The 20,526-nt window shown below is 46.5% G+C and carries 20 protein-coding genes and 1 tRNA gene; 18 read left to right on the top strand and 3 right to left on the bottom strand.

Annotated features, from left to right (window positions below):
- Positions 1-181 precede the first annotated feature (181 nt).
- The 7 genes from ACMHKJ_RS02230 to ACMHKJ_RS02200 all read left to right on the top strand — a co-directional run bounded on the left by ACMHKJ_RS02230 (position 182) and on the right by ACMHKJ_RS02200 (position 6,282).
- Positions 182-254: transfer RNA gene (locus tag ACMHKJ_RS02230), tRNA-Lys, on the top strand.
- Between the two features lie 202 nt (positions 255-456).
- Positions 457-1,017 (top strand): YagU family protein, encoded by a 561-nt coding sequence (locus ACMHKJ_RS02225; RefSeq protein ID WP_413491846.1) that lies wholly within the window; start codon positions 457-459, stop codon positions 1,015-1,017.
- Between the two features lie 143 nt (positions 1,018-1,160).
- Positions 1,161-1,712, top strand: a complete 552-nt coding sequence (locus ACMHKJ_RS02220; protein ID WP_413491845.1) for a hypothetical protein — start codon at positions 1,161-1,163, stop codon at positions 1,710-1,712.
- Between the two features lie 376 nt (positions 1,713-2,088).
- Complete coding sequence (locus ACMHKJ_RS02215) at positions 2,089-2,790, top strand: ABC transporter ATP-binding protein (RefSeq protein WP_413491844.1); 702 nt, start codon at positions 2,089-2,091, stop codon at positions 2,788-2,790.
- The gene (locus ACMHKJ_RS02210) at positions 2,777-4,162 is read left to right on the top strand and encodes an ABC transporter permease (RefSeq protein WP_413491843.1); all 1,386 of its coding nucleotides are present in this window, start codon (positions 2,777-2,779) and stop codon (positions 4,160-4,162) included. The genes ACMHKJ_RS02215 and ACMHKJ_RS02210 overlap by 14 nt, the downstream gene beginning before the upstream one ends.
- Before the next feature lie 116 nt (positions 4,163-4,278).
- The gene (locus tag ACMHKJ_RS02205) at positions 4,279-4,998 is read left to right on the top strand and encodes an outer membrane lipoprotein-sorting protein (protein WP_413491842.1); all 720 of its coding nucleotides are present in this window, start codon (positions 4,279-4,281) and stop codon (positions 4,996-4,998) included.
- A 3-nt stretch (positions 4,999-5,001) separates the two neighbouring features.
- On the top strand, positions 5,002-6,282 hold the full coding sequence (locus ACMHKJ_RS02200; protein WP_413491841.1) for a hypothetical protein: 1,281 nt from the start codon (positions 5,002-5,004) through the stop codon (positions 6,280-6,282).
- An 84-nt stretch (positions 6,283-6,366) separates the two neighbouring features.
- Here ACMHKJ_RS02200 and ACMHKJ_RS02195 read toward each other — a convergent pair whose 3' ends face one another.
- The gene (locus ACMHKJ_RS02195; RefSeq protein WP_413491840.1) at positions 6,367-7,974 is read right to left on the bottom strand and encodes an ABC-F family ATPase; all 1,608 of its coding nucleotides are present in this window, start codon (positions 7,972-7,974) and stop codon (positions 6,367-6,369) included.
- A 214-nt stretch (positions 7,975-8,188) separates the two neighbouring features.
- Here ACMHKJ_RS02195 and ACMHKJ_RS02190 point away from each other — a divergent pair, with 214 nt between their 5' ends.
- From ACMHKJ_RS02190 to ACMHKJ_RS02155, 8 genes are all read left to right on the top strand, one after another.
- On the top strand, positions 8,189-8,932 hold the full coding sequence (locus ACMHKJ_RS02190) for a DUF4184 family protein (RefSeq protein ID WP_413491839.1): 744 nt from the start codon (positions 8,189-8,191) through the stop codon (positions 8,930-8,932).
- Positions 8,933-9,015: 83 nt separating this feature from the next.
- Positions 9,016-9,480 (top strand): YaiI/YqxD family protein, encoded by a 465-nt coding sequence (locus tag ACMHKJ_RS02185; RefSeq protein WP_067362351.1) that lies wholly within the window; start codon positions 9,016-9,018, stop codon positions 9,478-9,480.
- A gap of 345 nt (positions 9,481-9,825) precedes the next feature.
- The gene (locus tag ACMHKJ_RS02180) at positions 9,826-11,250 is read left to right on the top strand and encodes an NAD(P)/FAD-dependent oxidoreductase (RefSeq protein WP_413491838.1); all 1,425 of its coding nucleotides are present in this window, start codon (positions 9,826-9,828) and stop codon (positions 11,248-11,250) included.
- Between the two features lie 37 nt (positions 11,251-11,287).
- Entirely contained in the window at positions 11,288-11,776 is a 489-nt protein-coding gene (locus ACMHKJ_RS02175) for a RidA family protein (RefSeq protein WP_413491837.1), read from the top strand.
- A 464-nt stretch (positions 11,777-12,240) separates the two neighbouring features.
- Entirely contained in the window at positions 12,241-14,631 is a 2,391-nt protein-coding gene (locus ACMHKJ_RS02170; RefSeq protein ID WP_413491836.1) for a DMSO/selenate family reductase complex A subunit, read from the top strand.
- Positions 14,628-15,257: a DMSO/selenate family reductase complex B subunit gene (locus ACMHKJ_RS02165; RefSeq protein ID WP_413491835.1), complete on the top strand. Its 630-nt coding sequence runs from the start codon at positions 14,628-14,630 to the stop codon at positions 15,255-15,257. The genes ACMHKJ_RS02170 and ACMHKJ_RS02165 overlap by 4 nt, the downstream gene beginning before the upstream one ends.
- Entirely contained in the window at positions 15,254-16,126 is an 873-nt protein-coding gene (locus ACMHKJ_RS02160; protein WP_413491834.1) for a dimethyl sulfoxide reductase anchor subunit family protein, read from the top strand. Before ACMHKJ_RS02165 ends, ACMHKJ_RS02160 begins: the two co-directional genes overlap by 4 nt.
- Before the next feature lie 155 nt (positions 16,127-16,281).
- A complete protein-coding gene (locus ACMHKJ_RS02155) occupies positions 16,282-17,082 on the top strand; it encodes a hypothetical protein (RefSeq protein WP_413491833.1) in 801 nt (266 codons plus the stop codon).
- Between the two features lie 217 nt (positions 17,083-17,299).
- Here ACMHKJ_RS02155 and ACMHKJ_RS02150 read toward each other — a convergent pair whose 3' ends face one another.
- Positions 17,300-17,599 (bottom strand): helix-turn-helix domain-containing protein, encoded by a 300-nt coding sequence (locus ACMHKJ_RS02150; protein ID WP_413491832.1) that lies wholly within the window; start codon positions 17,597-17,599, stop codon positions 17,300-17,302.
- Between the two features lie 294 nt (positions 17,600-17,893).
- Between ACMHKJ_RS02150 and ACMHKJ_RS02145 the strand changes: the two genes are divergently transcribed.
- The 3 genes from ACMHKJ_RS02145 to ACMHKJ_RS02130 are packed head-to-tail and all read left to right on the top strand — an operon-like array spanning position 17,894 to position 19,697.
- Positions 17,894-18,331, top strand: coding sequence for a hypothetical protein (locus tag ACMHKJ_RS02145; protein WP_413491831.1), 438 nt, complete (start codon positions 17,894-17,896; stop codon positions 18,329-18,331).
- Entirely contained in the window at positions 18,252-19,430 is a 1,179-nt protein-coding gene (locus ACMHKJ_RS19400) for a colicin E3/pyocin S6 family cytotoxin (RefSeq protein WP_461435643.1), read from the top strand. The genes ACMHKJ_RS02145 and ACMHKJ_RS19400 overlap by 80 nt, the downstream gene beginning before the upstream one ends.
- A gap of 12 nt (positions 19,431-19,442) precedes the next feature.
- Entirely contained in the window at positions 19,443-19,697 is a 255-nt protein-coding gene (locus ACMHKJ_RS02130) for a colicin E3-like toxin immunity protein (RefSeq protein ID WP_413491830.1), read from the top strand.
- Positions 19,698-19,826: 129 nt separating this feature from the next.
- Here the strand turns inward: ACMHKJ_RS02130 and ACMHKJ_RS02125 are convergent, their stop codons facing one another.
- Positions 19,827-20,303: a murein hydrolase activator EnvC family protein gene (locus ACMHKJ_RS02125; protein WP_413491829.1), complete on the bottom strand. Its 477-nt coding sequence runs from the start codon at positions 20,301-20,303 to the stop codon at positions 19,827-19,829.
- Positions 20,304-20,526 lie beyond the last annotated feature (223 nt).

Genomic DNA, 20,526 nt, shown 5'->3' with positions numbered 1-20,526 from the left:
ATTTTACACATGCTTCCGGTTTAATGTTCCGGGTTATTCGTTATTTAGCAATAACGTCGTTACCAGTATTTAACAGAGCCATTTCATTTACTCTTTTTAGGGTATTCATCCGGCATCTTAGCAGATGATTACGTATAAAGTAGTTGAACCTCGTTATCCGCGGGTGTATTTTATTAATCACGGGCTGTTAGCTCAGTTGGCAGAGCACTGGACTCTTAATCCATTGGTCGGGGGTTCGACCCCCCCACAGCCCATCAATTCTCTTTCAGGCATAATGCGTAATAAATAATCTCAGGAACACCACGGATCGGTAATATATGTACAAGCGTATAGCTGAAGGTATCGGGCTGCACGGTGAATGTCTGCTGTCTGAAAAACAACCTGAAATCACATGTGCCATGTATCAAATTTAACTATTTGAGTGGCTACGTAATATCACACACGGGAGGCGTTATTATGTTCACAGGACTTTTTGTAAGAACTGAAAAAACACGCAGACGATATGGAGTGGCATTATTTGTCGGGATCCTGGGGGGTATTGTTTCTGCATTTGTAAAATGGGGGGCTGAAGTTCCGTTTCCGCCACGAACATTTACGGGGGATCGCAATGAATTTAACCCACCTTATTTATTTCTCCGAGATTATTTAGGAATAGATCCCACATCAACAATTTATACATTCTCTGAGCATATTATCAATCCCGTTACGATTACACATATAGTATTTTCACTTATTTTTGCAATCGGGTACTGTATTGTTGCTGAGGTCTTTCCAAAAGTTAAAATGTGGCAGGGTGTTATGGCCGGGCTGATAGCGACAGTTGCTGTACATGGTATCAGCTTTCCTTTACTTAACCTGACGCCTCCGTTAACTGAACTTCCGTTTGATGAATATTTTTCTGAAATATTCGGACATATTGTCTGGTTTTGGTCAATAGAGGTAATCAGACGGGATATTCGTAACCGAATTACTCATGAACCGGATCCGGAAGTTCCCTTGAATACGCCTTACCGATAATAACACGGCTATATCCGGTATAAGATTAAATCTATTATCCACAGATAATTGAAAACCACCCGCATAGCGGGTGGTTTACTCTGATTTACCCGGATAGTCGCTGGGAGAATATAATCTCATGAATCATTTTATGGCAAAGTAATTTGTCGCAGCGTAAATTCATACTAACCTTACTTAATACCATATTGCCTGTCGGGATGTTTATTGCGAAAGAGTACGCCAGTGACTCGCTGACCTATGACGATCTGACTGAAAAAGCGAAAAATAATGGTACGGCAACAACCCGTGTCCGGATTAAATATCATGAAAATACGGCAACCGGTGAACAGGAGGTGGTGTCTTACGCGACAAAAGGCAGTAACGATCAGGTTCGGGTAAGTATGGGCATTAAGGCTCCGGAATCTGAAGCCGATGAAATCAGAATGGGCAGTCAGGCCTATCATTCAGACGGTCTGCCAACCCCGAAATCACTGGCGACTATTTATAAATTTGCGCTGGATGACGGAAATATTATTTATCTGGGTATAGATACAGATAATAAATTTGTTGAGCTGACATCCTCCACACATCCGGACGAATTCGGCGGACGAGGCTGGCATACCGGCGGAGACGTTGACAAAACAGATGTCCCGGCAGATACCGGTAAAGAAATGACCCGGTTCCGGATGACCGGAACCGGACACATGAACGTCTGAATAATCTTCCGCCAGGAAGCAACCGGAAAACGCTAATCAGGACTGCTTCAGATAAAGAGAACTGGCCAGCACTATCAGCACGGATTGCTGATTTTTTATTTACCGATTGTTTTTTAACATATTTTACATCATCGGCATTTGTATCATCTTATTTTCAGTCATTTTATTTTCAGCTTTATGAAATGTTCCGTAAAAATCATTATTGCTATTTTAATATATTGCATGAACATAATCAGCGCCATCCTCCTCCGAAAAAGTACTGTTACTTAATAATCAGTTAATAAAATAATAAGATGGTTCTAGTATTTCATGAAATTCAAATAAGGTATCTTCCGTGAAAATAGATTAAAAATGAACACCACAGGGATATTTTCAGATGTATGCAGTAGAAATGGAGAATGTTCATAAGAGCTATTTTCTCGGAAAAATCCGTGAGACAGCATTAAGAGATATTAGCCTTAATATTACTTCGCAGTGTTTTACTGTATTGTCCGGAAAATCCGGCAGCGGAAAAACGACATTGCTTAATTTAATCGGTGGACTTGATACTCCGGATGACGGATATATTAAGATTGCCGGCCATGCAATGAATAAAATGAATGATAACCAGCGCAGTACATTCAGAGAGCAGCATTTAGGGTTTATTTTTCAGAATTTTAATTTAATTCCGGTATTGACGGCCTATGAAAATATTGAGATCCCGTTGATCCTGCAGGGGTGTCCTCCGGCAAAACGCAGGCTGGCAGTGATGGCAATGTTAGAAAATGTCGGTCTTGAAAATAAAACAAACGCTCTCCCTAATCAGCTTTCAGGGGGACAACGGCAACGCGTTGCAATTGCCCGCGCACTGATCCATAAACCCGTATTAGTCCTGGCTGATGAACCGACTGCCAACCTCGACAGTAAAACAAGTAAATCAATTTTACAGCTTTTGAGAGAGCTACAGACTGAATATAAAACATCGGTTGTTTTTTCGTCACATGATCCGCTGGTACTTTCAGCAGCAGATGATATTTATTTAATTAATGACGGTATGGTTACCCATCAAATCCGGGATCTGACTGATGAAAACAACTAAACTTGCTCTGCGCAATCTTCTCCGGAACAGGCGGCGTACCTGTTCTACATTATGTGCGATTATTATCGGCGCGGTCAGTATTCTGTTATTTGGTGGATATAATCATTCTATTGAATACAGTCTGAGGACCACCTTTATCCGTGATATCGGTCATCTTCAGATTCAGCATAAAGATTATTTTCTTCAGGGCATTGCGAATCCTCAGGAATACAGTATCCGCCGCTACCAGGCTATTATTGATGCCATTTCCACGGACCCCGTATTAAGCCCGATGATTAATGTCAGCGCGCCTGTTCTTCTGATGAACGGAATTGCGGGTAACTATTCTGCCGGTACATCCCGGCCGGTATTAATTTACGGCACCGATGCAGTCAGTCAGCAGAAATTATCTCAGTGGGATGAATACCAGCTGGGTAAAGATATTCGTGCGCGCAATGCACTGGACAAATCAGTAACTGATGCCGGATTAACCGGGAATGGTCTGAGCCGGCTGCTGAAATTAGACGAGCCGGAAAATAGCCATATTACAGATACCCGCCGGACTGATTCCACCGCTGATGCGTTGCCTGATGATCTCGCTGAGTTGGTTCAGGATACCCGTGGTCAACGCAAAACCGGGGCGGGAAAATATATCGAACTGCTGGCAGCGTCTGCTAACGGCGCTCCCAATATTGTCAGAATTAACGTTACCGGTCACCAGCCGCAGGCGGCTCGTGAGCTGGATGACAGCTATGTGAATATTCACCTGAAACAGGCGCAGCAGCTTTTATTCGGACAGGGAGAACCGGGTGTCACCGCGATTGTTCTGCAACTTAATCATTATGACCAAATGGATGAAGCCAGGACGCGCTTACGACAGTTGCTGACTGAAATATCGGCTGATGAACCGCTGGCAGTGCTGGATTTTATGCAGTTGCAACCACTGTATAATCAAATTTTGGCCATGTTCGGAAAGTTATTCAATTTCCTGCTGGTGATTATTCTCTGTATTACGTTATTTACTGTCGGTAATACGATGAGTATGGCTGTTTTGGAGCGAACAGTTGAAATTGGTACGCTGAGGGCTATCGGATTAAAACAGCGCGATATTCAGAGCATGTTTCTTAATGAAGGTATTCTTCTGGGGATCATAGGTTCTGTCACCGGGGTTATTTCCGCTCTTATCATTGCTTATATTATCAATCTCTCCGGTCTGACCTGGCAGCCCCCGGGTGTTATTGCCCCGATTCCTATCCGGATAAAAATATGGGGTGAACCGCTGATGGTTGCCGGTGTTATCGGAACGCTGATGCTTGCCGCAGTATTTTCTTCCTGGTGGCCATCAAGAAGAGCCGCGGTTGTCTCCATTGTTCAGGCATTACGATATACATAGTGCAATATACCCAACGTTAATCAGATTACAGGACGTAATATACCATGATATTTCAGACAAAATGGTCCGCCCCGTTGTGCTTCGCATTTGTATTTTTATTTGCAGGAATACGCCCGGTGCTGGCAGATATAAATGCACAGGATATTCTGAAGAGAAGCGACATTGTCCGTAATCCGCAGCAACCATTTACGCTGGTCACAACATTAATCAGCTATAAAAATGGTACTCAGCATGAAAAAAGTGAACTGAGGCTTTATTCCCGCCCGGATCCTCACGGCGGACAGTATCACAGCCTGCTGCGGTTTATCAGTCCGCAACGTGATGTGGGAAAACTGACATTAAAAAGCGGACGCGACCTCTGGTTGTATGATCCTAACAGCAAAGCCAGTGTGCCTATCTCACCACAACAGCGGTTGTTAGGTCAGGCGTCAAACGGAGATGTTGTGACGGCGAACTGGGCGGCAGATTACGGTGCGGTAATTATAGCGGAAGAGACTATTCAGGATGGATATAAACAGGATCGTGAATGTTATCGTCTGCATTTAACTGCAACGAATCCGGATGCCGCATATCCGTCCATGGAGCTGTGGGTCGATAAAACCAATTTTAAGAGCCTGAAAGCTGAGTTTTATGCGGTTAACGGCAGTCTGCTGAAAACGACTTTTTACCGTCGCTATGAAGAGGTTTTAGGCGGTGAGAGACCCACTGAAGCGGTAATTATTGATGGTATGAATTCGCAGTTGGTGACGATTATCCGTAATCAGCAATTTGAATGGCGTGATGTGCCGGAGTCCTGGTTCCAGCGTGATTTTTTACCACATATCAGGGATAACTGATTTATGTGGAAGCATCACAGTTACCTGATTGTCGGTGCATCCTGTCTTGCAGGCAGTGCATTATTGCCGGCGGGTGCTGCTGAGGGCATGGATACGTCAGTATTGCAGGCACTTGATCTTGCGGATAATACCGTCTTTGAAAAGGCGGAAAACAGCGCATTATCTTTGTTTACAGAAGCCGCTACGGTAATTAATGAGGCGGGCAGTAATGTGCATCGCCTGTCTCTGGATCTGCGCCTGGATACTCAGCTGTTCCCTTCAGGATCTGATAAGGTTCGGTTTGTCTTATCCAACCGGACAGATACCCGTTTTTTTGGTGCTCTGGGACATAGCGGAAATGTCAATGTACTCAGGGAAGCCTATATCAGTTATAAAATATCATCCGTGACTATTGTGGATGCCGGGCGTATTAATACGCGTTATGGTGTGGCTCTGGGTTATAACCCGACGGATTTTCTTGGCAGGAATACGGTCAGGTCGGCTATTTCAGCTGATCCTGAAAGTTTGCGTACCAACCGGCTGGGTAATGTCATGATCCGGCTTCAGCAGTTCTGGGATAAGGCTGCCGTAACCGCCATTATTTCACCAAAACTCGGGGATAAACCGAATAAAGCCGCGTTCAGTCCTGACTGGGGCGCCAGTAACCCTGAAGACCGCTTGTTGTTATCAGCAAGCTATAAATTCGGGGATAATTTTAATCCTCAGGCTATCTATTATCACGAGGCCGGCAGCCAGCCGCAATTCGGGCTTAATGTCTCACGGGTTCTCAGTCGTTCCGTATTGATGTACACGGAGTGGGCCGGTGGTCGGCAGCCGCTGGCATGGCAGAAAGCCTTACCGGAAAATCAGCAGGAAACCAGGTGGCGTAACCGTGCCGCAATCGGCACAACCTGGACCAGCGATAACCAACTGACATTGCGTCTGGAAGGGCATTACAACGGCAGTGCGGATAATAAAAAAGCGGCGGATCAGTTATCGCGAATACCTCCATCCATGCTGAATCCGGTCGATCTGACTGATAAGATGCAGGATATTATGGCATCGCGCAAATCCGTGTTATTCCAGGTCTATCAGAAAGATATTATTGATAATTATGATGTTAATCTGATTTTGCAACGCGACCTGCAACAACATAAAAACATGGGTTTTGCTGAGATACGCCGACATTTCGGTTCTGCGGATGTTGCCGTGCAGTGGCAGAAAACCTATGCACTGAAAGAAAAAGACGGGTTTGATGTCAGGCCTGAGCAGCGTTGGCAATTGTCTGTTAATTATTATTTTTAAATGAACCGTATTTCCCCTGAATGAAAACAAGACGCCCGATGATGTTCATCGGGCGTCTTACTATTGAAAAGCGGTCAGACTATATCAGCTTGCCGATGATTCAATGCCCTGGCTGCGCAGATATTCATCATACGTCCCGGTGAAGTCGATAACTTTTTGCGGGGTGATTTCGATAATGCGGGTGGCCAGTGAACTGACGAACTCACGGTCATGGGAAACAAATACCAATGTTCCCTGATATAACTCAAGTGCCATATTCAGAGATTCAATGGATTCCATGTCGAGGTGGTTAGTCGGCTCATCCATAATCAGAATGTTCGGCTTGGTCATCATCAGCTTACCGAATAACATCCGGCCTTTTTCACCTCCGGACAACACCTGGACAGGTTTTTTGATATCATCCTGGGAGAAGAGCAGACGTCCGAGCACGCCGCGGACAGACTGCTCATCATCACCAGCCTGCATCCACAAACTCATCCAGTCGAAAACCGTCATATTGACTTCAAAATCAGCCCCATGATCCTGACCATAATAGCCGATAGCCGCATTCTCAGACCATTTGTAGCGACCGGCATCCGGTGTCAGTTCGCCGACAAGCATTTTCATCAGTGTGGTTTTACCCACACCATTCATACCCAGAACGGCAATTTTTTCGCCCACTTCAACCATCATATTGATGTTTTTGAACAATGGCGGGTTGTTATCATACCCTTTGGTCAGGTTTTCCACTTCCAGCGCATTACGGAACAGTTTTTTGTCCTGATCAAAGCGGATAAACGGATTCTGGCGGCTGGAGGCTTTTACTTCTGCCAGCTGAATTTTATCTATCTGTTTGGCGCGGGAGGTTGCCTGGCGTGATTTGGAGGCATTTGCACTGAAACGGCTGACAAATGACTGCAATTCATTGATTTGTGCTTTTTTCTTTGCGTTATCCGCTAACAGTCGCTCACGGGATTGTGTGGCGGCAAACATGTATTCATCATAGTTACCCGGATGAACATTCAGGCTACCGTAGTCCAGATCCGCCATGTGCGTACACACCATATTGAGGAAGTGACGGTCATGGGAAATAATGATCATGGTACTGTTACGGGCGTTCAGTGTCTGCTCAAGCCAGCGGATAGTATCAATATCCAGGTTATTTGTCGGCTCATCGAGCAGCAGAATATCCGGGTCAGCAAACAGTGCCTGGGCTAATAAGACACGTAATTTCCAGCCCGGAGCGACTTCGCTCATCGGACCGCTGTGTTGCTCCAGCGGAATACCCACACCCAGCAATAATTCACCGGCGCGGGATTCGACAGTATAGCCATCCATTTCGGCAAACTGTACTTCCAGATCAGCCACACGCATGCCATCTTCTTCGCTCATTTCCGGCAAATTATAGATACGGTCGCGTTCCTGTTTGACTTCCCACAGCTCGCTGTGACCCATGATCACAGTATCAAGCACGCTGAATTCTTCATAAGCAAACTGATCCTGCTTCAGTTTACCCAGGCGCTCATTCGGGTCGAGGAAGACATTCCCGCCGGACGGAGTGAGTTCGCCGCCGAGAATTTTCATAAAGGTGGATTTACCACTGCCGTTCGCGCCGATCAAGCCGTAGCGATTGCCGCCGCCGAATTTTACAGAGATGTTTTCAAACAGCGGCTTAGCGCCGAACTGCATCGTGATATTATTGCTGATTAACAAGACGAATACTCATTAGTTGAAATTGAAAAAGGAAACGGCGGGCATTATGCCACAAATTAAACGCGAACTCACCGGTGTATAAAAAAAAGGCGGGGCATGAGCGGAAAAATGCAAAACAAAATTGATAAATAATGGATTCTCTGGTGAAGTTGTCCCGGGGTTTCTGTAAGAGAAGCCCGTCGGGTATATACCCAATTTCATTCAGGATAGCACTATGCCATGGACATTTTCTCATCCGGCGGTTGTTTTTCCGCTGCAACATTCCCGTTTCGGACGCTGGCTGAATCTTCCGGCTCTGATAACCGGCAGTCTCTCGCCCGATTTACTGTATTCTTTCGGGTTATACCGCGCGGCAGGTGATGCGCACCATTTCGGTGGCTGGTTTTATACCGGACTGCCGCTTTGTCTGCTTATTATACTGGTTTTTCATTATTTGTCTGATCCGCTGAAAAAAATCCTGCCCGTTCCTGTAACCGACCCGCTGACCGGGTCATGGCGCAGAAATTTTATCCTGTTGATTTCTCTGTTTATTGGTGCAGCCACTCATATTATCTGGGATGCATTTACCCATGAAACCGGCACTGTCGTCAGAGCGGTGTCACTGTTGCAGGCGTCTGTATTGCAGGGAATGACTGACGGGCAGGAGATAGCTGTCTACAAAGTATTACAGCACCTTGGCTCACTGCTCGGCGCCGGGTATCTTTGTCTGGTGTATATCCGCTATCAGCGCAGGCTTGAGGCTGCGCAGCGACAGGAAAACTGCCGTAAATTTATCCGCCTGGCAGGTCTTGCTGTGCTTTCAGCCCTTTGTGCATTGCCGGTTGCGTTGTGGCTGGCACAGACGGTTTCCGGTTTTCATGTAAATCGCTTTGTTTTTTATGAATTGTCGCTGACTGTGCCGTTTTTGTTCGGATTTATTATATTGATGGCGCTGTTTTATGCAGTTAAGCGGGTCTGACGGCTTTATTCTGTGTGTTTGGACGTCATTCCGGTATTCTTGGTGTAAATCTTAGTGCAACATACCTGTTCAGAGGAAATACCATGGCAATCTGGGTCGATGCTGACGCCTGTCCGAAAGTAATTAAAGAGATACTTTACCGGGCGGCAGATCGTGAAAAAATAGAAATTACATTTGTTGCCAACCAGCGCCTGGTTGTCCCGGCATCGCCCTTTTTGCGGACATTACAGGTGCCCGCCGGGTTTGATGTCGCCGATAACGAAATTGTCCGCCGGGTTCAGACCGATGAACTGGTGATCACCGCCGATATTCCGCTTGCGGCGGAAGTGCTGGAAAAGGGCGGTGTTGCGCTCAATCCGCGTGGTGAACGCTACAGCAATGCCACTATCCGTGAACGTCTGACCATGCGTGACTTTATGGACACCATGCGTGCCAGTGGTGTTCAGACCGGGGGTCCGGCAACCATGAATCAGCGTGACCGCCAGCAGTTTGCCAATGAACTGGATAAATGGCTGTTACAGCGCAAAAAACGTCTCGCAGCGTCCTGATATCCCCTCACTATTAATATATGAATGTTTTCCGGGCTGCATTATGTGGCCCGGCAGTAATAATTCTCTCACCGTGCTCACTATCTGACCTAAAACACTATAATAACAATGGGTTATAGTTATCCTGTTGCTGTATCCCCGCAGACGATCTGGTCTGAATCCAACTAAACACCTCGTTAAATCCGATATTTTATATCGGCCATTCCTGATAATGCTTCTATTTAGCCCTGATATTATTAACAATGCGCCATATTCATTAACAATATAATGATATTTGTTATAATTAGCGCGCTACTTTATCAAAGAATTGCCATATAAATATTAAATAAAATGATGAGGGTTTAGATGAAAATCTCACGCAGAAAGTTAATTTTAGGGGTTGGTGCTGCCGGGGTGTTGGCAGGTGGTGCTTCAGTATTAGTTCCGATGGTTCGCCGCGACGGTAAATTTGTGGAAACCACATCCCGCGCAAAAGCGGTTACCGGCACAGAAGGCGCGTTACCGAAAGAAGCTGATACTGTAATTATCGGCGGCGGCATGATGGGCATTATGACCGCAATTAACCTGGCTGAAAGGGGCATGAGCGTCACTGTCCTGGAAAAAGGGGATATTGCCGGTGAGCAGTCCGGACGGGCTTACAGCCAGATCATCAGCTACAAAACATCAAAAGAAATTTTCCCGCTGCACCATTACGGCAAAATGTTGTGGCGCGGTATGAATGAAAAAATTGGCGCGGATACCAGCTACCGGACTCAGGGTCGTGTTGAAGTGCCGTCAAGTGCGGACGATCTTGAAAAATCACAGGCGTGGGTTGAATCCGCCAAAGTGTGGGCGTCTGATTTTGATGCGCCGCTCAATACCCGTTTTATTAAGGGTGATGAATTAAAGCAACGCCTTGCCGGCGCAAAAACAGACTGGCCGATCGCCGGGTTTGAAGAGGATTCCGGCAGTGTGGACCCGGAAACAGGTGTGCCGGTTCTGGCAGAATATGCCAAAACGCTGGGTGTTAAAATTTTCACCCATTGTGCGGTTCGCGGCATTGAAACCGCAGGCGGTAAAGTATCTGATGTTGTTACTGAGAAAGGCGCAATCAAAACCTCTCATGTTGTACTGACCGGGGGGATCTGGTCGCGTCTGTTTATGGGCAATCTGGGTATTGATATCCCGACACTGAATGTGTATTTGTCACAGCAAAGGGTTTCCGGCGTTCCGGGCGCACCGCGCGGCAATGTGCATTTACCGGGCGGTATCCACTTCCGCGAGCAGGCGGATGGTACTTATGCCGTAGCACCGCGTATTTTCACCAGCTCTGTGGTGAAAGACAGCTTCCTGCTGGGACCTAAATTCCTGCATCTGCTGGGTGGCGGTGAATTGCCGTTGGAGTTTTCCATCGGGGAAGACTTATTTAACTCCTTTAAAATGGCGACATCCTGGAACATGGATGAAGCATCACCTTTTGAGACTTACCGGGTTGCGACAGCCACACAAAACAGCGAACATCTGGATGCGGTATTTGCCCGTATGAAAGCAGAGTTCCCTGTATTTGAACAATCAAAAGTGGTTGAACGCTGGGGCGCGATTGTTGCGCCAACGTTCGACGAACTGCCGATTATTTCTGAAGTGAAAGAGTATCCGGGGCTGGTTATTAATACCGCGACTGTCTGGGGAATGACCGAAGGTCCGGCATCCGGCGAAATTACAGCGGATATTGTTACCGGCAAAAAACCGGTTATTGATCCGGCACCGTTTAGTCTTTCACGTTTCAGTTAATTAGTTAATTACCTGCAATATTATAAAGAGGCTCAATATGCGTTATAAAAGTTTACTGTTAGCTCTTCCGTTAGTCTGGGGTGCGGCAAATGCAGCTGAAGGTGTTGTTCATCACAAACTGAACGGCATGCCTATCTCTGAATCTGTGGAAATCAGTGGCAATAAAAACATTATTTTCCTCAGTGGAAAAGTTCCGGCGAAGATTTCAAAAGACGTACCGGAAGGTGTTCTGGCGTCTTATGGTAATACTGAAGCTCAGACCATCAGTGTTATGGAACAAATTAAAGCACATCTGGCTGAATTAGGTCTGGAAATGAAAGATGTGGTGAAAATGCAGGTGTTCCTGGTCGGCGGTGATGAAACTAACGGCACAATGGATTTCGCAGGCTTTATGGCAGGATATTCTAAATTCTATAACGACAAAGACTCCGGTAATGCATTACCGGCACGCAGCACTTTCCAGGTTGCTAAATTAGCCAACCCGGCATGGCGTGTGGAAATTGAAGTAACCGCAGTACGCCCGTAAGGCGATATATACCCTTATTCATTCAAACCGCAGGTTCGTTGGCTTCGCGCTGCTCGCCGGGTCACATACTAATGTATGCTCCCCGCCAATCGGAGCTTGCCGCCTTCCTGCATCTTGAATGACGTTGGGTATAGCTGCATCATAACTACCGGATCTACGGCCAAAAGGCGTAAATCCGTCTTATCCCCGCCACGCTTCTGTACTAAAAGAATTGTCATAACTTGTTGAATTAAGATATCTAATTCCATTATTTCATGGCGTACGCATACTGCGCTATTCTATTTTTCTGAGACAACGATATGCTGACACGAGTCCGCTTTTCACTATAAAATGGCACTCTGCCTGCTAACTCTTCCTGTATTCGAAATAATCCCGCATCTTTTATATGGTTTTGATATTAATCAATAAGGTCTGACCAGTCCATTTTATGATTGTCAGTAATTAAAGAGCGATGTGAGATTATAATGACAACAAAAATAATACCTGAAAATACGGATGGATTGCCGGTCAGCCGCCGTCACTTTGTGCAGGCGGGTGCCGCACTGGTGACCTTGCCGTTTATCAGCAGCGCACAGGCAGATGAAAGCCTGCCGCAGAGTTCAGCAAACAGCGTGGCAGCGAATGCCGGTGCTGATGTGATAGCCACATGCAGCACCTTTGACTGCGGCGGGAAATGTGATATCCGCGCTCATGTGAAAGAGGGGATTGTCACGCGGATAACCACCCGTCCGGATGCGGATCTCGATGATGACATGCCGGTGATGCGGGCGTGTGTTCGCGGGCGCGGTTACCGCAAGTTTGTCTATAACGCAGATCGGCTGAAATACCCGATGAAGCGGGTAGGTAAGCGCGGTGAAGGGAAATTTGAGCGAATTTCATGGGATGAAGCGACCACCCTGATCGCCGAAAATGTCACCCGGCTGACAAAAAAACATGGTGCCGCCAGCCGCTTTCTGACAGTTAACACTGCAGTTACCGGGGGTATTTTTTCCGGCGACACCATGATGAAGAAACTGTTTAACCTGACCGGCGGCTATCTGCCGTATTATCACTCCGTCAGTCTGGGAAACACCGTCAAAGTCACCCCTTATACTTACGGGATTGCCAAAACCGGCAGCTCGATGGATACCCTGGAAAATACGCCGTTAGTGATCCTCTGGGGACATAATCCGAACGAAACCGTATTCGGACATTCCAATCATTACTATCAGAAAATGAAGCAGAACGGCACAAAATTTATTGTCGTTGATCCGCGCTATTCTGATACTGCGCAGTCTCTGGCTGATCAGTGGATCCCACTGCTGCCGACCACGGATAATGCCCTGATGGACGCGATGATGTATGTCATCGTCACTGAAAACCTACACGACAACGCGTTTGTGGATAAATATGTTATCGGTTTTGATGAAGAGCATATGCCGGAAGGCGTTCCGGCGGGTGAATCGCTGGTTTCTTATCTGACCGGTAAAAAGGACGGCACAGAAAAAACACCGGAGTGGGCAGAAAAAATCACCCGCGTCCCGGCAAATACTATCCGCCAACTGGCGCGTGAGTATGCGATGACCAAACCGGCGGCACTTATCCAGGGCTGGGGTCCGCAGCGCCATATTTGTGGTGAGCGCAGTGCGCGCGGCTCTACATTGCTGGCGGCTATCACCGGGAATGTCGGGAAAGAGGGCGCATGGGCTGCCGGTTACGGCGGCGGCGGTAACCGCGTGTCAATGCACGGGCCGGATACCGGCGAAAACCCGGTTAAAGCGCAAATCTCTATTATGAACTGGATGCAGGCGGTTGAAGATGCCGGTAAAGTGCGCCCGGAAGACGGGTTACTCGGTGTTGATAAGCTTGATACCAATATCAAAATGATCTTCTCGCTGGCGGGTAACTATCTGGTTAATCAGAACCCGGATGTGAATGCGGCAGCAAAATTACTGGCAGATGAATCAAAAGTTGAATTTATCGTCGTCAGTGACCTGTATATGTCACCATCCGCCAAATACGCCGATCTGCTGCTGCCGGAAACCAGTTTTATGGAGCGCTGGAATATCGGCGATACCTGGGGCACCGGCAGTTACTTTATTCTGTCAGAAAAACTGATTGAACCTGCATTTGAACGCCGTTCTGATTATGACTGGATAAGCGACGTTGCAGACAAAATGGGTGTAAAAGAGGCGCTGACAGAAGGGCGCAGTGAAAAAGAATGGATTGCCTATCTCGTCGGGATGAATAAAGCCCGCTTCCCTGAGCGTCCGGATTTCCCGACCTTTGAGGAGTTACAGAAAACCCGCCGTTATCTTTTCAAAGAGAAGCCGTTTATTGCGTTTGAAGCGAATATCCGTGACCCGGAAAATAATCCGTTCCCGACGCCGTCCGGCAAAATTGAAATCTTCTCCAAGCGTCTGTATGACATGCAGAACCCGGATATTCCGGCATTGTCACATTATGTTCCGGCGATTGAAGGACCGGAAGATAAACTGACTGACACATACCCGCTTCAGATGCTGACCTGGAAAGGGCGCAACCGTGCAAACTCCACACAGTTTTCTAATCCGTGGTTGCAGGAAGTGCAGGGACAATCGCTGTGGATAAACCCGATCGACGCAGAAAAACGCGGGATCAGTGAAGGCGATATGGTGCGGATTTATAATGAGCGCGGTATTTCTCAGATCCCCGCGCTTATCACTCAGCGTATTATCCCGGGCGTTGTCGGGATGCAGGCGGGCGCCTGGTGGAACCCGGATGAAAACGGCGTTGATCACGGCGGTTGCCCGAATGTGCTGACATCCACACGGATGACCCCGCTGGCACACGGTAACTCGCATCTGACAGTTCTGGTTGAGGTAACAAAAGCATGAGTGATTTTAAAGAATACGCACCGGTCAGTGATGAACAGCTCGGGTTCTTTATAGACTCCTCACGCTGTTCCGGCTGCAAAGCCTGCCAGGTAGCCTGTAAAGATAAAAACAATCTGGAAGTCGGGCGGAAGTTCCGCCGTGTGTATGAAGTTCAGGGCGGGGGATTTGCACCCAATGGTCAGGGCGGCTATGAAAACAATGTGTTTTCCTACACCTTAACTATCTCCTGTAACCACTGTGACGATCCGGTCTGTGTTAAAAACTGCCCGACCACCGCCATGCATAAACGTCCGGGCGATGGCATTGTGCGGGTTGATACCGGCAAATGTGTCGGCTGTGGCTATTGCGCCTGGTCGTGCCCTTACGGCGCGCCGCAGATGAATAAAGAGACGGGCCAAATGTCCAAATGTGACCTTTGTGTGGACTTGCTGGCAGCAGGTCAGAACCCGGTGTGTGTTGATACCTGTCCGCTGAATGCCATAAAATTCGGTAAAATCAGCGAACTTCGTGAAAAATACGGGCATTTAAGCCAGGTTCAGGGATTGCCGGATTTTACCATCACACAGCCGAACCTGGTGATAAAACCGCACAAAGGCGCACAGAATAAAGGGGAGGTTAAATCATGAGTGAGTGGCCATTAGTTGCATTTACGTTATTAGTACAAAGCTCGGTCGGTGTTGTGATTTTTTCTGCACTTTTTTTCTGTCGTCTGGAAAAATCACTGGGTAATCAGCGCGCAAGCCTTGCCATGAAACCGGTACTGCTGACCGGTGCCGTTCTCGGCTGTCTCGGGCTGCTTGCCTCGACACTGCACATGGGGTATCCGTGGAATGCGTTTCATGCGCTGCGCCATATCAGCACCTCGTGGCTGAGCCGTGAAATTGTTTTTGCTGCTGTATATCTGGGCGCGTTATGTCTTTATACGCTGTTTGTTCTGATCAAAGGACGGATGAACCGGAGTATTATTGCGCTGATTGGATTGCTCGGACTGATTGATATTTACTGTATGGCATCCCTGTATTTCAGTACCGCGATGATGACATGGATGCATGTGAATACCTACATCCTGTTCTTTGCAGCGGTATTTGCCGCAGGCGGGGCCATTGCGCTGGGGCTCACGGCGCTGCGGGTGAAATCAGTTATTGACGGTACAACCACATTGCGGATTGTTGCAACTGCACTGGGTCTGATTTTCCTGGCGGTTGCGGTACGAATGGCGGCTCAGCCATTCTTCCTGGAATGGTTGTCAGAAACGGCACAAAACAGTGATGCGATAACTTTTCCGCACTCACCGCTGGCCGCTTACGCAACAACGTACGGGCTGCGGATTATTGCCGGTGCATTATCAATCAGCGGAATTTTGTTCCTCGGATTTAGCCTGATGCGGATGCGTAACACTGTACTGACCAGCGGTCTGCCGGTTATTTTATCCGGCTCAGTCCTGGTCTTTGCAGGTGAAGTCCTTAACCGGTTTGCATTTTTTATTGTGAAGTAGCCACAAAACCCCTCTTTGAATTTAATAAAGAGGGGTTAAATAACCCGGTAATTCATCTTAATATTCCGCTGTTAAATTATATAACAGCGGAATTGTCATTCCTGATGTAAAAAAGTATTCCGGATATCTTTCCGGAATACTCAGGAGAAATAAAGATGACAGAAAGTAAATCTGAAAAACCGGGTGGCGGATATCTGACAGATTATCAGCATGATGGTGTGTGGAGGAAAGGAATAAAATTTCCGTCCGGAAAACTTAGCTATTATGAGCAATATGACATTGTTGTAGAAGGTATCACCTGGCAAAAACCGGAGCAGATTGACAGTGAGAACCTTATTCTGATACCTGTTCAGGAAGATATTGTATGGAACAGCAAGATAGGGATATATGGCTCACGGGGTACTGAAGCCAGTGAAACAGTCTATATGGACGGCACGGAAGTTAAACCGTACGGCGGAAAAATTGATAATTTAGGTACGCTGACCCGGATTATTTTCGAAGAAGGCAGTGTTACCCGTTATAATAATTATCAGGCAGTTATTAACGGACACAAATATACTGATTTACCAAAGGATACTGAAAATAACGCTATTGGTCTGACCGTAAAAATTGATGAATATGCCGGTGTGGTACTTTCCGGGCTTAATGACCGCAGTCAGCCGGTAACTGTATTTGAAAAAGACAGTGATAATAAACCATTACAGGGATTTGTTATTTTTCACGGTAATACATCTACTTGTATTATGTTCCGTAAAGGTGACCTTACGGCGTTTTCCGCCGGTTATAAACTGTATTACGAGGATACATTTACTACAGCGTCGATCAATCTTGAACCGGTTCATATCCGTTTTGAATCTGTAGGCAAAAATATTTGGACAGAAGTTCGTCTGGTTGCGCTGAACAGCGATGGTCAGGATGGTGAAACCCTGTTTCAGGGACGTTACAATCCGTCGTAAAAGAGAAAAAATAACGCTGCCGTATTATTCGGCAGCTATTTTCACCACACCGCCATTCACCGGGACAAACTGTAAATTCAACAGTGTGGAACTGATAAGACCGCCTGTCACGGTAATCTCCATCAGGGCGCGAAACCCGGCATATGGGCCGTTTGTCAGAATCAGCGGTGCCTAAGAAATAATTCCTTTTTTATCACTGACCTATACTTGGTGTTGGTCAGATACGGAAAATTCGGTTATGGCCAGCCGGAAGTTCAATAGTCAGGCGAAGCTTACCGCCCATTGCCTCAATATAGCGTTTCAGTGTTGCCAGTTTTATATCGTTACCGCGTTGTTCTATCTGAGTGACAGCGGGCTGAGATATTCCCTGGTTAGCAGCCAGCATTTTCTGCGAAACATTCAGCTCTTCCCTGATAAGCTGTAATCCGGTTTCAAGAACCAGTTCATCAGTCAGCTTTTTTATGCGAGCCCGGCTTTCAGGGCTCTGATCTGCAATTACATCCTGCAATGTCTTCATTATTACTTTCCTTCTGTTGGTGCAAGATATGACGAAAATTGTTCGTCTGCAAGACGAATCCTGGAGTTTCCCGTTCTCTCTGTATTTTTCATCCCCGCACCTTAACTGCCGTTTTTTCATAATGACGGCGCTGTTGCCATGTAACCTATTTCATTATTAACTTACTAATTATTATATAAAAATTCACATCACGAACCAATTTTGACATTCTGTTTGACGAGAACTATAGTAGTATTCACTGTGCGAATATACAGTGTATTAAATGGGTTATTTTTAATAAAAAAGGATTTTACTATGAATAAAAATAACAGCGGCGGCTATGGCGGTAGTAACCTGGGTGGCCATACCACTGACCACGGTAATGGTAAGTCTACCACCTCAGATAATCGCGGTGATATCAGCCACCACACAGACAGCGGCGGTAGTAAAGGCGATCATGGCCGGGGACGCGGCGGCGACGGAAGCGGAGATTCATCCTCTTCCCGTGGAGATGCCCCGGAAAATGCAAGCCAGGTGAATATGGCTCACGCCGGAATTCCGGTCGCACTTTATCCGGTCAGCGGTGTATTAACTGTTTCACTGAACTGGCCGACCATAACAGCCGCAGTACGTGAGGCATTTATCGGACTGGATACCTATTTGGGTAATTCTCTTGCCCGGACGTCTTCTTGGTGTCGTCGTCGGCAGTCTGTTGCCGGGTCAGATAGCCCCGGACCCAAAGTTTTCATATAACCTCAAAGATCCCCTGGTCGATAAAGACAACCCTTACAGTGTTACCGCATTACCAGCAGAACTGGTTACATCGGTACCGGTTGCGGATATTCCGAAAAATACGACTGTTCCGGCCAGGGTACTGGCACAGGCGGTGATTGATGAACTGGTCCAAACCCGGCCGGTCACAATTACGCCGGTAAAATCTATGCCGGTACCGGTTGTTAAAGCGCAGAAGACTAACAAACATAATGTGTATACCGCGCAGGTTGTGCCCGGTATGAAGCCGATGCGGATCCATGTCAGTTCCTATCCTGATAAATCTCAGGTGGTACCAAACAGTACACCTGCCGTAAAACAGTATTTATCTCATCCTGATGAGGGGCGTTCACATCATGCTATTCTGGATTTTGGCAGAGATCATGCGCCGGTTTACGTTTCAGTCACAAAACAACTCAAACCGGGAGAAGAGAAAAAACTGGCGGAAAAGGCACGAAAAGAGTGGGTGACGGATAATTCGGTTGGAGTGATTAAGGTTCTGGCAGATATTAACACGCTGATTATTAACACAGAAAAGCGGATGTCAGCGAAGCAACAGGAGCTGAAAAATAAACAGGCTGAGTTACAAGACCTGAACAAAGAGTTAATGGTAAAAAATGCGCGCGATAAAAAGAAGCGGGAAATTAACATTGTAATCAATCAGCTCTCTACCGAAGTCGGTTTACTGGAAAAAGCGCTATCGGACGCGATGGAAAGCCGAAATAAAGCGGAAGGCAAGAAAAAAGCCGCTGAGGATAAGGTTAAGGAAGCCAAGGACAAAAAACGTCAGGGCGTTAAAGAAAAAGGTCATGATTACCATCCGGCACCGAAAACTGAAGAAATTAAAGGGTTGGGTGATTTAAAAGGAACTCGGAAAAAGACACCAAAACAAGGCGGAGGAGGAAAACGAGACCGCTGGATAGGAAGCAAAGGCCGTAAAATCTATGAGTGGGACTCACAGCACGGTGAATTAGAAGGGTACCGTGCCAGCGACGGCCAGCATATCGGAGCATTTGATCCGAAAACCGGTAATCAACTGAAGCCTGCCGACCCTAAACGCAATATCAAAGAATACCTGTAAGGAGATAACATCATGGGATTGAAATTAAGACTGGAATGGTTTGATAAAAAAACAGAACTACTAATTGGTGAAGAGTATTCAAAGGATCTTGGTGATGACGATACTATTATCGGGCAGACAGTTAAGCCAACAGAAAATATTATTAATAATGGTGGTTTTGACGTTATTCCGGCATGGGTTTCTTACCTTCAGAAGCATCTGGCTCATAAAATCGAGTTAGATAAATACGACTATCAGGTGTCCTTTGATTACCGTGATAAGTGGTAATTTATTTTTGTCAGGGATGAAATGAAGGCGAATACCCGTTACTTACGGATAAGAAGCGGGTATTCATGAATAATTGTTAACACTAAAAACCTCCTTCAGATAAGGAGGTTTATGCAAACAACAGAATGATTATTTTGCCAGATACAGGCACGGATCTACAGCATTACCGTTTTTTCTGACTTCAAAGTGCAGCAGTGGCTGTTTGGCGTCAGTGTCCCCGACCGTGGCAATCTGCTGACCGGTTTTGACTTTATCGCCTTCTTTTACCAATATTTTATCGTTATGTCCGTAGGCTGTGCGGTAAACCTCATCATGACTGATGATAATCAGGTTACCGTAGCCTTTCAGGGCATTACCGACATACACAACATCACCCTCTGCGGCGGAAAGGACGGGTTTACCTTTTTCACCTGCAATAGTGATTGCTTTGAGGGTGGTAAAGTTATCAACAATATTGCCTTGCAGCGGCCACTGAAACTGTCCGGTTGTTTTTGCGGCGGTTGTAGCATCACATTCTGTAGTCGCGGCTTTCTCAACCGGGGTTGTACAGGCTGACAGCAGAACGAATACCGGCGCGAATAAGACAGCCGCTGTTAATTTTTTCACTGATTATTCCTTAAATATGAATGACTCTTCTTCTGAATAATAATCGCTTGGTACAATCATTCACAGATGAATTTATTGTTTGTCGTATTATTACGGATGTCTGCTTACCACTCCTGTATTTTATATTATTACCCGCTTATTGTGACACTGTCACTAATAAAACCGCTATTTACTATTTCCATTGTGACAGGTTACCAGGTAAATTAAACCTATACCCAACATC

This window comes from Morganella psychrotolerans, from assembly GCF_965118875.1.
Lineage (GTDB): Bacteria > Pseudomonadota > Gammaproteobacteria > Enterobacterales > Enterobacteriaceae > Morganella > Morganella psychrotolerans_C.
This window is presented reverse-complemented; position numbering and strand designations above follow the sequence as displayed.